We start from the raw sequence: 13,544 nt of genomic DNA, 5'->3' as shown, positions 1-13,544 counted from the left end.
CAGGGACGACACCAGAGATCGTGGTCGCCAGCTGGGTTTTATCAGTTAGAGCCCTAACTCCCGCTGAACGAATTATACCCCTGGTCCTCCCAATAGCCGCCCTTGTAGTCGTTGGTGACTTCCATCGCGACGACGTATTTCGGGTTCTTGAAGCCGAGCTTGGTGGGGACGCGGATCTTCATCGGGAAGCCGTAGGCGCGCGGCAGGATCTGGTCGGCGAACTTGAAGGTCATCTGGGTCTGCGGATGCAGCGCGGTGCGCATGTCCAGCGGCGAGTTGTAGCCGTCCTTGTCGGCGCAGTTGAACCAGACGTATTTGGCGCGGGTATCGGCGCCGATCAGCTTGAGGAAGTCGCGCAACGGCGTGCCGGTCCAGGAGCCGATCGCGCTCCAGCCTTCGACGCAGATGTGGCGGGTCACCTGCGTGACCTGCGGCAGCGCGTGCAGCTCGTCGAGCGTCCACGACTTCTTGTTGTCGACGAGGCCACGCACCTCGAGCTTCCAGTCGGCAGCGTCGATGTCAGGCGCCTCGTCCAGCGTGTAGTAGGCGTTGAACGGAAACGGCTTTGTGATCGCGCTCTCCGCGAAGGTCGGCGCCAGCGCGTCCGGATTGAACATCCAGGACTGCACGGCGTCGTTGAACTTGGAGACCTTCTTGAGCAGCTCCTCGGCGGTGTCGCCGTCGACGACGTCGCAGCCGGTGAGCAGGGTCAGCGCGCCGAGGCTGGCGCCGCCGGTGATGAAGCGGCGCCGGGTGAGATCGGGCATCGCCTTAAGCGAATCCTTGATCAGGAGCCGCTTGTCGACGCCGGGAATGAGGAACGGACGTTTCGCCATGACTGTCTCTCCTCTCAACGGCCGATGATCATCGCGCGCAGGCTCTTCGGCACCAAGAGCGCAAGCACGATGTGGATCACCAGGAAGGCGCAGATCAGCGCCATGCAGACGAAGTGAACGTAGCGTGCCGCCGGGTAGTCGCCGAACAGGCTGACCAGCCAATGCAGCTGCACCGGTTTCCACATCGACAGGCCCGTGAGCACGACGACGATGCCGACCGCGATGATGCCGAGATACAGCAGCTTCTGCACGGCGTTGTAGGCGGAGAGATCGTCATGGGAGAGCTTGAACGTCAGCGCGGCCTTGAGATCGGCGATGACGGACGATGGCGAGATCGGCAACAGCTTGCGCCGGAACCGGCCGGTGACCAGACCCGTGACAAGGTAGGCGAAGCCGTTGAGCATCAGCAGCCACATTGCGGCGAAGTGCCACAACAGCGCGCCGCCGAGCCAGCTGCCGAGCGTGATGCTGTGGTCGAAGCGGAAGTCGAACAGCGGCGAGGCGTTGTAGATCTGCCAGCCGGACATGATCATCATGATCATCGCAGCCGCGTTGATCCAGTGCATGACGCGGACCCAGGCTGGCTGGATCACCTTGGTTCGGGAGGTGCTGATCGTCGTATCGGTGGCAGCGATGCTGGACATGACGGGGCTCGGTGGTTCGGGGTGGTCGCGGGTTCCGACCAGATATACGCCGAATGCAGATCGTTCGTTACGGGCTCAACCGGGCAAATCGGTGCTTTCAGCGCCGCGCCTCTCACAAAAAAGCGAGCCGGGGGTGGGCCCGGCTCGCTCCCGCTCACATCCGCGAGGAGGAAGAAACGGATGTGTCCGGGGTTACGCCCGACGTCAGGACGCCGGCATCAGCACGGTGTCGACCACGTGGATCACGCCGTTCGACTGGTTGACGTTGGGGATCGTGACCATCGAGGTGCCGCCCTTGGCGTCGACGATCATGACGTTCTTGCCTTCGCGCTTCACCGTGAGCTGCTCGCCCTCGACGGTCTTGAGCATCTGGCCGTCCTTGAGGTCGGAGGCTTCGAGCTTGCCGGGCACGACGTGATAGGTGAGGATCTTGGTCAGGGTCGCCTTGTTCTCCGGCTTGACGAGCGTGTCGACGGTGCCGGCCGGCAGCTTGCCGAATGCCATGTTGGTCGGCGCGAACACCGTGAACGGGCCCTTGCCTTCCAGCGTCTGCACGAGGCCGGCGGCCTTCACCGCGGCGACCAGCGTCGTGTGATCCTTCGAATTGACCGCGTTCTGCACGATGTTCTTCGACGGATACATCGCCGCACCTCCGACCATCACGGTCTTCTCCTCGGCGCGCGCCGGCGCAACGAAGGTCGAGGTCAGCGACAGCGCGCCGAAGGCTGCGGCAGCGAGATAGGCAATACGCTTGGACATGGGTAGCTCCCTGTGAAAGGCGGCGGCAGAGCCGCATGATGAGTTCGACTGCGACACCGATGCTGATCTGAGCGATGCGCTCTTGCGTCGTGTCGGGCCGAGCTACGCCGTCTCGGGGGAGCGAGTTTCGCGACATAATTTAACGTGATCCGTGAAACCCCTGATGATCGAGATCGTCTCACCGACTCAGTGGACCAGATGTCGTGCGCCGCGATGTCGCAACCTTCGCGAAACTCACCGGCGCAGGTCGGTCATTGGCCGATGCCGCGATCCTGTTCACGCATTAACTACAATGCGAGCCGAGGCCGGCCAAACCTGCCGAAAATATTGCGAGTAAGACTTTCTTAAGGTTGATTGGTCGGCACGGCGCCGGCTGCGGGAAGGGGATGTCCTGCACTGTCCGGCGCGATCGGCGGGGGTTTCCAACAGTGAACAGAACGATCTGGATTGCGGGGTTCTGCCTCGTGATAATCTGCTGCTTGCTTGCAACGAAGATGGTGCTGGCCGCGGTGACGCCGGGCGACATGGCTGGCGAGACGACGTCGTCGCTGATCCGCGAATCGATTCCTGGCGTTGATACGTTGAGCGAAACCGATCGCAGCTTCGAAACGGCCCCGATCGATCTCAACGAGGGCGCGCGCCTGCCGCTGGTCTCGAAGGCCGTGCGTGCGGAAGGCCGTGGGGCATCGGCGGCACGCAGAACCAATGCGGCGGGCAAGGCAGCCGTGCTGCGGCCGGCCAAGCGCGAGGCTGCGCCGGTGAAGACCGCGGCAGTGCCGTGCAAACAGCTCGATCCGATCGCGCGCTTCCTTGCGTCCGCCAAGATCGGCCCGCGCTGCCAGGCCTAGCCGGCAAGCCTGATCGATCGCAGCGCTACGCCGCGACGGCCGACACGACCTGGGCCAGAAGCTGCTCGCGCCGGGTCTGCGAGCGCTGCCCCTTCAGGGTGGCGGCGAAGCGTTCGAGAATGCCGTCCTCGAACGCCGTGACGATGGTGTCGTGCACGTAGCTCCGGCGGCAGATCGCGGGCGTATTGGTGAGTTCGTCGGCGGCGGCGCGGATCGCTTCCAAAATCTGCTTCTTGCGGCCGCGCGCGCTCGCCGCCGGCGTGATCCGCGACAAGGTCTCGAGCGCCACGGCCGAGGCCATCAAAGTGCGGAAATCCTTCAGCGAGATCTTGATGCCGGCGATCTCGCGCAGGAAGGCGTTGACCTGCGTAGTCGAGACTGCACGAACGACGCCCTGCGCGTCGCGATACTGGAACATGCGCCGGCCAGGCACGCCGCGCAGGATGCCGACGGCGCGCACCAGCTTGGCGGCATCGCATTCCTTGCGCACCGCCTTGCCGCCCTTGGCCTTGAAGGCCAGCACCAGGCCGTCGTCTTCCAGGACCACGTTGGACTTCAGGAGCGTGGTGGCACCGCGGGTGCCGTTCAGCCGCGCATAGGATTCATTGCCGGGGCGAATCGCCGTGCGCGCGATCAGCTCGATCACCGCCGACAGCGCAAACTCGCGCGTCGGCTCGTCGCCGGCGAGATGCCTGGAGACGGCGCGGCGGATGCGCGGCAGTGCGCCCACCAGCTTGGCCAGCCGATGCGCCTTGCGATGCTCGCGCACCTTCTCCCAATCGACGTGATAGCGGTATTGCAGCCGGCCGGCGGCGTCGACGCCGACCGCCTGCAGATGCAGGTTCGGATCGGGGGCGTAGCGCACCTCGCGATACGCTGGCGGCACCGCCATCGCATGCAGGCGGCGGATGGTCCCGGGATGGCGGATCGGGGTGCCGTTGGCACGGATGAAGGTGTAGCTCTTGCCGCGCTTGACCCGGCGGATGGTCAGCTCGGTCTGGTCGCCGAGCTTGAGGCCGATCCGGCTGGCAAGTTCCTCGACCGAGGTCTTGGCGTTGCCCTGCGCGTCGGCGGTCTTGGCGTGGGCGAGATCCTTCAAGGTCAACTTGCGGCGCACCGGCTTCGGCGGCCATTGGCCCAGCGATTTCGCGAGCGCAACCTCGGCATCGGTCGGGCCGACCCGCGGGCTCTCGAAATTCTGCTGATCCATCATTGCTTTAGACGCCCTGCCGTCGTGCTTATCCGCTCAATGCCCCGAAGTCCGGTTTGGTTCCGGCGGGGTTATCCACAGCCTCATGGCGATTTAGGGTGTCATGGACCGGATGGCGAGTCCCTAAATTTGGGCAGAACGGTTTCAAAATACCGGCCAACGCGATGAATCCGGGTAACCTTGACGATCTGCCCGCGGCGCGCCGACAAGCCGGATCGCAGCTGCGCAACCTCCGCGCACAATTCCTTGATCCTGCGCAGAACGCCTCCCCGCCGAAGGTCCTACTTGTCTTGCCTTGTCGCCGCCGGGTACGCGGACGCATAGTGGAAACAACGACGGCCTGTGACGGGGTTCATCCGCAGGCCGCATGGTGGAGGGTGTGAAATGTCCGAGAAGATCTACGACGTTCCGGCCGAGTGGACGAAACGCGCCTTTGTCGACGACGCGAAGTACCAGGAGATGTACGCGCGCTCGATCAAGGATCCCAACGGCTTCTGGGCCGAGCAGGCCAAGCGCGTCGACTGGGTCAAGACGCCGACGAAAATCGAGAACGTCTCCTTTGCGCCCGGCCACATCTCGATCAAATGGTTCGAGGACGGCGTCCTCAACGCGGCCTACAACTGCATCGACCGCCATCTCGCCACCCGCGCCAACCAGACCGCGATCATCTGGGAAGGCGACGATCCCTCTCAGTCCAAGCACATCACCTATCGCGAGCTGCACGACGAAGTGTGCAGGATGGCCAACATCCTGCGCAACCGTAACGTCAAGAAGGGCGACCGCGTCACCATCTACCTGCCGATGATCCCCGAGGCCGCCTACGCGATGCTGGCCTGCGCCCGCATCGGTGCCATCCACTCGGTGGTGTTCGCCGGCTTCTCGCCGGACTCGCTCGCCCAGCGCATCAAGGATTGCGACTCCAAGATCGTCATCACCGCCGACGAAGGCCTGCGCGGCGGCCGCAAGGTGCCGTTGAAGGCCAACGTCGATGCGGCGCTGAACAAGGTCGACAATGTCGACTGGGTCGTGGTGGTCAAGCGCACCGGCGGCAAGATCGAGATGAACCCGAGCCGCGACCTCTGGTACCACGAGGCCGCGGAGATGGTGACCACCGAGTGCCCGTGCGAACCGATGCATGCGGAGGATCCGCTGTTCATCCTCTATACGTCAGGCTCGACCGGCCAGCCCAAGGGCGTGCTGCACACCACCGGCGGCTATCTCGTCTATGCCGCGATGACGCACCAATACGTGTTCGACTATCACGACGGCGACGTCTACTGGTGCACCGCCGACGTCGGCTGGGTGACCGGCCACAGCTACATCCTCTATGGACCGCTGGCCAATGGCGCTGTCACGCTGATGTTCGAAGGCGTGCCGAACTACCCGGACAATTCGCGGTTCTGGAACGTCATCGACAAGCACAAGGTCAACATCTTCTACACCGCGCCGACCGCGATCCGCGCGCTGATGCAGGGCGGCGACGCGCCGGTCAAGAAGACCTCGCGCGCGTCTCTGCGCCTGCTCGGCTCGGTCGGCGAGCCGATCAACCCGGAAGCCTGGGAGTGGTATCACCGCGTCGTCGGCGACGACCGCTGCCCGATCGTCGACACCTGGTGGCAGACCGAGACCGGCGGCATCCTGATCACGCCGCTGCCGGGCGCGACCAAGCTCAAGCCCGGTTCGGCGACGCGGCCGTTCTTCGGCGTCGTGCCGGAGATCGTCGATGCCGACGGCAAGCCGCTCGAAGGCGCGACCGAGGGCAATCTCTGCCTGACCCGCTCCTGGCCCGGCCAGATGCGCACGGTCTATGGCGACCACGCCCGGTTCGAGATGACCTACTTCTCGACCTACAAGGGCAAGTACTTCACCGGCGACGGCTGCCGCCGCGACGCCGACGGCTACTACTGGATCACCGGCCGCGTCGACGACGTCATCAACGTCTCGGGTCACCGCATGGGCACCGCCGAGGTCGAGAGCGCGCTGGTCGCGCACGCCAAGGTCTCGGAGGCCGCCGTGGTCGGCTATCCGCACGACATCAAGGGCCAGGGCATCTACGCCTATGTCACCCTGATGGCCGGCGAGCAGCCGAGCGAGGAGCTGCGCAAGGAGCTCGTCGCCTGGGTGCGCAAGGAGATCGGGCCGATCGCCTCGCCCGACCAGATCCAGTTCTCCCAGGGCCTGCCCAAGACCCGCTCCGGCAAGATCATGCGCCGCATCCTGCGCAAGATCGCCGAGGACGAGCCGGGCGCGCTGGGTGACACCTCGACCCTCGCCGATCCCGGCGTGGTCGATGATCTCGTCCAGCACCGGCAGAACCGCAAGCAGGCATAGGTCGACCGGGGCCGCGCGCAGCGCGCTTGCCGGACCAGTCAAGACTCGGAACACTCCCGCGGCTATTTCCGCGGGAGTGTTGTTTTCAGGTCATTTACTTGCAGACGAAGTTTTCCTTTTCTCAAGCCATCCGAGTGCTCCCGGCCGGGGGCAGGCGCCGAATCATCAGGTGAGGGGGATGGCGATGCGGGCTGGGGCAATCAGGCAGGCCGTGAAGGCGGCGATGGTGGCGGCGTCGACGACCGGCGCCATGATGGCCATGACCGGCGCGGCGTCGGCCCGGCCCGAGCTGGTCGGCATCGCCGGCGATTATTCGCCCGGCACGATCGTGGTGAAGACCGGCGAGCGGAAGCTCTATCTCGTGATCGATGGCAGCCACGCGATGCGCTACACGGTCGGCGTCGGCAAGGCCGGGCGGCAATGGGCCGGCACCACCAAGATCGACGGCAAGTACAAGAACCCGGCCTGGGCGCCGCCCGCCGACGTCAAGCGCGACAAGCCCAACATTCCCGACGTGATCCCCGGCGGCTCGCCGCAGAACCCGATGGGCGTCGCCGCGATGACGCTGGCCGGCGGTGAATATGCGATCCACGGCACCAATGTGCCGAACTCGGTCGGCGGCTACGTGTCCTACGGCTGCATCCGCATGCTCAACACCGACATCACCGACCTCTACGACCGCGTATCGATCGGCACCACGGTGGTCGTGACGCGCTGAGAGGCGCCGGAGCGAGCGGTCCCTGCGGACGAAACGGATCATCTGTCGGACGACACATCCGCGGAACTTTTCACCTGTAGTTGTACGGGTCGCGGTATTTATATCTTCCTTAATCTTGGTTGAGCCTACTGCCCCAATACAACTTTGGGGGTTGGTGAATGTTCGGGTTCAATTTCAGGATAGGAACCAAGCTTGGGGTTACTGCGGGATTTGGCGTGGTTCTGGTGGCAGGCATGCTCGCGAACCAGATCGTCGGCAACCGCTCGATTGCCGAACTGACCGAACTGGCCGTCATCAACATGGCCAACAAGTCAAATGCGCAAGGTGCGGACGCAGCGCTGTTACGAGCCCAGATCAGCCAACAGGATATCGCCCGCGCTGCCACGGCTGAGCGGCTGCAAGCGGGTCTGCAGACGCTGGAGAAGAACCTTACGGCGGCGGGGAGTGAAGTCGAGGCTGCACGCCAGCGAGCGACCCGCGCCGTGGCGAGGGAGTTGTATGGCGACATCCGCTCGTTGATCGACAAGGCCGCGGCCGCCGGCGCCGATTTCGCCAAGGCGCGCGCCGAAGTGATCGACAAGGCCGCTTCTCGCAGCCAGGCCGCCGATGCGTGGCAGCGCAGCTTTCCGAAATTGATGACCCTGCCCGGTCTCGTCTCCTCGCCGATTCACTTCAGCATGGAAACCGAGCTGCGTGCCGCCGATGCGGCGCTGGCATCCGCCAGCGCCGCGAGCTGGCGCTTTGCCATGACCGCCGACCCGGCGCTGCGCGATAGTGTGATCAGCGACGTCGACAGACTGGTCGCCGCCCTGCAAGAGGCCCGTACGCTCGCCCGTGAAAATGAGCTGCAGGCCGGCATCGACCAGCTCCTCGCCATCGCGACCACGTTCAAGTCCGCGGCGCTCGACAATTTCAAGGCCGACGAAGCCAGCAGGCGCATCTTCGATGAAAAGGTCGTCGCCACCGACAGCGAGATCAGGAAACGCCTCGGCGAGGGCGTCAAGATCGCCACCGACATGTTGGCGCTGCGGCAGAACCAGCTGGCGACCGAAATGCAGCGGGTCGGCAACGTCGCGATCCTTGTCGGCGCGCTCGTGGTGCTGCTCCTGATCGGCTCGGCGGTGTTCTCCTCGTTCACCATCGCTCGTCCGATCCGCCGCGTCGGCGAAGTTCTGCTCGAGCTCGCCAATGGCAACAAGTCGATCGAGATTCCCTACACCGAGCGGGGCGACGAGGTCGGCGACAACGCGCGCGCCGCCCGCACCTTCAAGGACAATCTCGTCCGCATCGAGCAGATGGAGCTCGACCAGAAGAACCAGGAGAAGATCGCCGCGCAGCAGCGCAAGGCGGCGATGATCACGCTCGCGGACGCGTTCCAGACCGCGGTCGGAGGCATCGTCACCACCGTGTCGTCGGCAGCCCATCAGCTCGAGGGCGCGGCCGGCACACTCTCGGGCACCGCCAACCAGACGCAGTCGCTGTCCAGCATGGTCGCCGCGGCGTCGGAGGAGGCGTCGACCAATGTCGGTGCGGTTGCCTCCGCGACCGAGGAGATGAGCGCCTCCGTCACCGAGATCAGCCGCCAGGTCCACGATTCCAGCCGCATCGCCAGCGAAGCCGTCAAGCAGGCCGAGCGCACCGACGGCCGGATCAACGAGCTGCAGGCCGCGGCGGGCCGCATCGGCGACGTCGTCAAGCTGATCACCGCGATCGCCGAACAGACCAACCTTCTGGCGCTGAACGCGACCATCGAGGCGGCGCGGGCGGGTGAATCGGGGCGCGGATTCGCCGTGGTCGCCAGCGAGGTCAAGGCGCTCGCGGCCCAGACCGCCAAGGCGACCGAAGACATCGGCACCCAGATCGCAGGCATGCAGGCCGCGACACAGGAATCGGTTGCCGCCATCAAGGAGATCGGCGCCACCATTACCAAGATCTCGGACATCGCCGCGACGATCGCCGCCACCGTCGAGCAGCAGGGCGCGGCCACGCGCGAGATCGCGCGCAATGTCGGCGAGGCCGCCAAGGGAACGGCCGAGGTCGCGGAACGAATCACGGAAGTCAATCACGGCGCCAGCGCGACGGGACGAGCGTCGGGCCAGGTGCTGGATTCCGCGCGGTCGCTGACGTTCCAGAGCAGCAATCTCAAAGTGGAGGTGGAGAAATTTCTCGAGACCGTGCGAGCGGCATGACCGGTGCGGTGCGGCCGGTTACGGCGCACTGACGCGGCAGCCGTGAACGGCACCAGGGCTTTTCAACTCAACGCCTTTTCCGACGCTCGTCTTTTTGAAGCTCATACAGGAGCACGCCCATGATTCTCGATATGACCTCCGCCGATTCGATCGAACTGCTGGCCGACCTGATCCGCCACGAGCACGCCTCGCTCGACACCATGACGCTGTCGCCCGTTGGTGCATTCCAGAGCAGGACCACCACGCTCGATACACTGATGCGCGAAGTGACCGAGTGCCTCGCCGAGGCGTTTCGGCAGCGCGCGGCAGATGACTTCCCGATGCTCTATTTCGCCTGCGGCAAGGCCCGGGTCGGATCGACGGCCCTGAGCAACCTGTTCGGAATGGCGGGAATGCCCTCCTACTACCAGCCGCTGAAGGCCATGTTGCGCGACGCGCTCGTCGGACGACCACTGACGCCGTGGATCGTGCCGTCGGCGGCCGACGAGCCAAGCATCTTCAGCAAAGAGACGATCGGGCCCTACGTGCTCGCAGAGAGCCTGTTCAACCCGCTGAAGCTGCTGGTCGAGGCCGGCTATCCGGAGCACCGGCTGCATCTCATTGCGCTCGACCGCGAGCCGGCGAGCGCGCTCGCGTCCTGGCTCGACAAGCTGATCTCGCGGGCGTCGGAAGGCACGTTGCTGACGCACTATATCGTCGCGGCGCTGAGCGCGGCCAGGGTGACGAACTACGCGAACCAACAGGGCATTGCGGTCAGCCACTATGTCTATGAGGTGAGCAAGGAGCCGATCTCATCGATCCGTGTGCTGTTCGATCGCCTCGGCCTGTCCGGCAGCTTTGCCGAAGATGCCGTGACCTCCTGGCAGCAGCCGGGGCAGGCGCAAGCCAGCAACGCGCGCGTCATCTTTCCCAGCGAGGCGGCGATCTACAAGGTGCCCAATCTCCACACCTCCGACAGCGCCTATCGCTACCAGTTTCGCGCGACGAACGCGTTGAGCGAAGCCCAGCTCGAACTGCTGGAGCGCTGTGGCGTCAATGACGTCTACCGCGCCTCGGTCGCAGGGTGCATTCGCGACCTCGGCCTGAGTGCGGCGACCTCGGCACGGCTGTTCGGCGAGCGGGCGGGAGTAGCAGCATGAGCGCTCCCGGCAATCAGGCGGCCGCGATCGCCGCCTCACCGTGGCCGGCCACGGCGGAGCGGCGGCCCGCGGCGCTCAGCCATCTGCGCCGCCTCGAGGCCGAGAGCATCGCGATCATGCGCGAGGTCGCGGCCGAATTCCGCAAGCCGGTGATGCTGTATTCCATCGGCAAGGATTCATCGGTGCTGCTGCATTTGGCCATGAAGGCCTTCCACCCGGGCAAGCCGCCTTTCCCGCTGCTGCACATCGACACCACCTGGAAGTTCCGGGACATGATCGCGTTCCGCGACCAGCGGGTGCGAGAACTCGGGCTCGAGCTTCTCGTGCACGTCAATCCGGACGGAGCTTCCCAGGACATCAACCCGTTCACGCATGGCTCCGCGCTCTATACCGACGTGATGAAGACGCAGGCGCTGCGTCAGGCGCTGGACATGCATGGGTTCGACGCCGCCATCGGCGGCGCGCGCCGGGACGAGGAGAAATCCCGCGCCAAGGAGCGCATCTTCTCCCATCGCAGCGTCACCCATCGCTGGGATCCGAAGAACCAGCGGCCGGAGCTCTGGAACCTGTACAACACGCTGCTCGCACCCGGCGAAAGCATGCGGGTGTTTCCGCTGTCGAACTGGACCGAGCTCGACATCTGGGAATACATCCACCTCGAAAGCATTCCGATCGTACCCCTCTATTTCGCCGCGCGGCGACCGATCGTCGAGCGCGACGGCGCGCTCATCATGGTCGATGACGAGCGAATGGAGCTGCGGCCGGGCGAGATGCTGCAATGGCGGTCGATCCGCTTCCGCACACTCGGCTGCTATCCCTTGACCGGCGCGACGCCATCCACCGCCTCGGACCTCGCTTCGATCGTTCGCGAGATGACGGCTTCTCGCACCTCCGAGCGGCAGGGCCGCGTGATCGATCGCGACAGCGCAGCCTCGATGGAGCGAAAGAAGGTGGAGGGCTACTTCTGATGACTGTTCACGACGCGGTCATCGGCCGGACGCGCGATGCTGCGGAGACGCGGGCTGACCAGAGGCCGACACTGCGCCTCGTCACCTGCGGCAGCGTCGACGACGGCAAGAGCACGCTGGTCGGGCGGCTGCTATACGATTCGAAGATGCTGCTTGACGATCAGCTCGACGCGCTCACCGCGGACAGCAAGGTGGCCGGTACCGCCGGAGCGGCGCTGGATTTTGCGCTGCTGGTGGACGGGCTGCAGGCCGAACGCGAGCAAGGCATCACGATCGACGTCGCCTATCGCTTTTTTGCAACGCGGCGGCGCCGCTTCGTCGTCGCCGACACCCCCGGCCACGTCCAATACACGCGCAACATGGCCACCGGCGCTTCGCATGCGGACCTCGCCGTGGTGTTGATCGACGCTCGCAAAGGTGTGGTCAGCCAGACCCGGCGGCACTGCCATATCCTTGCCTTGCTCGGCGTGCGTCACGTCCTGCTCGCCGTCAACAAGATGGACCTCGCAGGCTTCGATGCCGGCTGCTTCACCACCATCTCCCTCGCCTTCCGCGCCATGGCGGAGCGGCTCGGCATTACAGACGTGCAATGCGTTCCGGTGGCGGCGCGCGACGGCGACAACATCAATCACCTCAGTGCGCGGATGCCCTGGTACGACGGGCCGAGCGTGATGGAGCATCTCGAATCGGTCGATGTGACCGATGGCATCGATCGCCGGCCGTTCCGCTTTCCGGTACAATGGGTCAATCGGCCGAATGCCGAATTTCGCGGCTTCAGCGGACGCGTCGTCAGCGGCACGATCCATAGCGGTGATCCGGTGGTCGTGCAGCCGTCGGGGCGACGCAGCCGCATCTCCGGCATCGTCACTGCGGACGGTCGGCTGCCACAGGCCATTTCGGGGCAATCGGTGACGCTGCTGCTCGCCGACGAGATCGACGCGAGCCGCGGCGATGTGCTCACATCGGGTCCGCCGCCCATGGTGGCCGACCACATCGCGGCTCATCTGATCTGGTTCGACGACGAGGCGATGCGCCGCGATCGCCGCTATGTGCTCAAATCAGGAACGTCATCGATCGGCGCCGTGGTATCGGCGATGAAGCACCGCGTGTCGATCGACACGCTGGCGCCTGAGACCGCGCTCACGCTGGAGGCCAACGAGATCGGCTGCGTCGATCTGGCGCTGGACCGGCCGCTGGTCTGCGATTCCTATCGTGACAATCGCGATCTCGGCAGCTTCATCCTGATCGATCCGCTGAGCCGGCGGACCGTCGCTGCGGGCCTGATCGATGCGCCGGTGCAGCGGCCGACTGATATCAGCTGGCACGCGCCCGACGTCGACAAGGCGGCGCGCGCCCGTATCAAGCAGCAGAAGCCGTGCGTGCTCTGGCTGACCGGATTCAGCGGCGCCGGCAAGTCGACGATCGCCAATCTGGTCGACCGGCGGCTGTGCGGGATGGGCCGTCACTCCGCGCTGCTCGACGGCGACAATCTCCGCCATGGCATCAATCGCGATCTCGGCTTCCTGCCGGAGGCGCGGATGGAGAACATCCGCCGCGTCAGCGAGATTGCCGCCTTGTTCGTCGACGCCGGTCTCATCACGTTGGTGTGCCTGATCTCGCCGTTCCGCGCCGACCGCGACGCTGCGCGCCGCCGCTTCGCCAGCGGCGAATTCATCGAGGTCCACATTGCAACCCCGCTTGCCACATGCGAGGCGCGCGACCCCAAGGGACTCTACAAACGTGCCCGCGCCGGCGAGTTGGTAGACTTCACCGGGGTCGACCAGGCTTACGAGCCGCCCGAAAGGCCGGAGATTACGATCGATGGCGCAACCTTGTCGGCCGAGGCGGCGGCCGACATGATCGTCCGCTACCTGCAAGACCATCATTATTTCTGAGCGCAGC

At 65.1% G+C, this 13,544-nt stretch carries 11 protein-coding genes; 7 read left to right on the top strand and 4 right to left on the bottom strand.

What is annotated here, in order from left to right; all coding sequences use genetic code 11:
* Positions 1-53: 53 nt before the first annotated feature.
* The 3 genes from S58_RS01795 to S58_RS01785 all read right to left on the bottom strand — a co-directional run bounded on the left by S58_RS01795 (position 54) and on the right by S58_RS01785 (position 2,239).
* Positions 54-836: a molybdopterin-binding protein gene (locus S58_RS01795; protein ID WP_015663513.1), complete on the bottom strand. Its 783-nt coding sequence runs from the start codon at positions 834-836 to the stop codon at positions 54-56.
* Positions 837-850: 14 nt separating this feature from the next.
* Positions 851-1,480, bottom strand: coding sequence for a cytochrome b/b6 domain-containing protein (locus tag S58_RS01790; protein WP_015663512.1), 630 nt, complete (start codon positions 1,478-1,480; stop codon positions 851-853).
* Between the two features lie 204 nt (positions 1,481-1,684).
* Complete coding sequence (locus S58_RS01785; RefSeq protein ID WP_015663511.1) at positions 1,685-2,239, bottom strand: fasciclin domain-containing protein; 555 nt, start codon at positions 2,237-2,239, stop codon at positions 1,685-1,687.
* A gap of 479 nt (positions 2,240-2,718) precedes the next feature.
* On the opposite strand from S58_RS01785, the gene S58_RS01780 reads away from it, so the two are divergent.
* Positions 2,719-3,087, top strand: a complete 369-nt coding sequence (locus S58_RS01780) for a hypothetical protein (RefSeq protein ID WP_244440689.1) — start codon at positions 2,719-2,721, stop codon at positions 3,085-3,087.
* A 25-nt stretch (positions 3,088-3,112) separates the two neighbouring features.
* Here S58_RS01780 and S58_RS01775 read toward each other — a convergent pair whose 3' ends face one another.
* Entirely contained in the window at positions 3,113-4,300 is a 1,188-nt protein-coding gene (locus S58_RS01775) for a DNA topoisomerase IB (protein WP_015663509.1), read from the bottom strand.
* Positions 4,301-4,681: 381 nt separating this feature from the next.
* Between S58_RS01775 and acs the strand changes: the two genes are divergently transcribed.
* The 6 genes from acs (at position 4,682) to cysC (ending at position 13,537) form a co-directional block, all read left to right on the top strand.
* Complete coding sequence (gene acs, locus S58_RS01770; RefSeq protein WP_015663508.1) at positions 4,682-6,628, top strand: acetate--CoA ligase; 1,947 nt, start codon at positions 4,682-4,684, stop codon at positions 6,626-6,628.
* Between the two features lie 184 nt (positions 6,629-6,812).
* Positions 6,813-7,346 (top strand): L,D-transpeptidase, encoded by a 534-nt coding sequence (locus S58_RS01765; RefSeq protein ID WP_042340491.1) that lies wholly within the window; start codon positions 6,813-6,815, stop codon positions 7,344-7,346.
* A gap of 158 nt (positions 7,347-7,504) precedes the next feature.
* Entirely contained in the window at positions 7,505-9,535 is a 2,031-nt protein-coding gene (locus tag S58_RS01760) for a methyl-accepting chemotaxis protein (RefSeq protein ID WP_015663506.1), read from the top strand.
* A gap of 119 nt (positions 9,536-9,654) precedes the next feature.
* A complete protein-coding gene (locus S58_RS01755; protein WP_015663505.1) occupies positions 9,655-10,674 on the top strand; it encodes a sulfotransferase family protein in 1,020 nt (339 codons plus the stop codon).
* Positions 10,671-11,642, top strand: coding sequence for a sulfate adenylyltransferase subunit CysD (gene cysD / locus S58_RS01750; RefSeq protein WP_015663504.1), 972 nt, complete (start codon positions 10,671-10,673; stop codon positions 11,640-11,642). Before S58_RS01755 ends, cysD begins: the two co-directional genes overlap by 4 nt.
* Entirely contained in the window at positions 11,642-13,537 is a 1,896-nt protein-coding gene (cysC, locus tag S58_RS01745; RefSeq protein ID WP_015663503.1) for an adenylyl-sulfate kinase, read from the top strand. Before cysD ends, cysC begins: the two co-directional genes overlap by 1 nt.
* The last annotated feature ends 7 nt before the right edge of the window (positions 13,538-13,544 follow it).

The sequence above is a fragment of the Bradyrhizobium oligotrophicum S58 genome, assembly GCF_000344805.1.
In the GTDB taxonomy this organism is placed as follows: Bacteria; Pseudomonadota; Alphaproteobacteria; order Rhizobiales; family Xanthobacteraceae; genus Bradyrhizobium; species Bradyrhizobium oligotrophicum.
The sequence above is the reverse complement of the archived record's forward strand: the minus strand, read 5'-3'. Positions and strand labels throughout refer to the sequence as shown.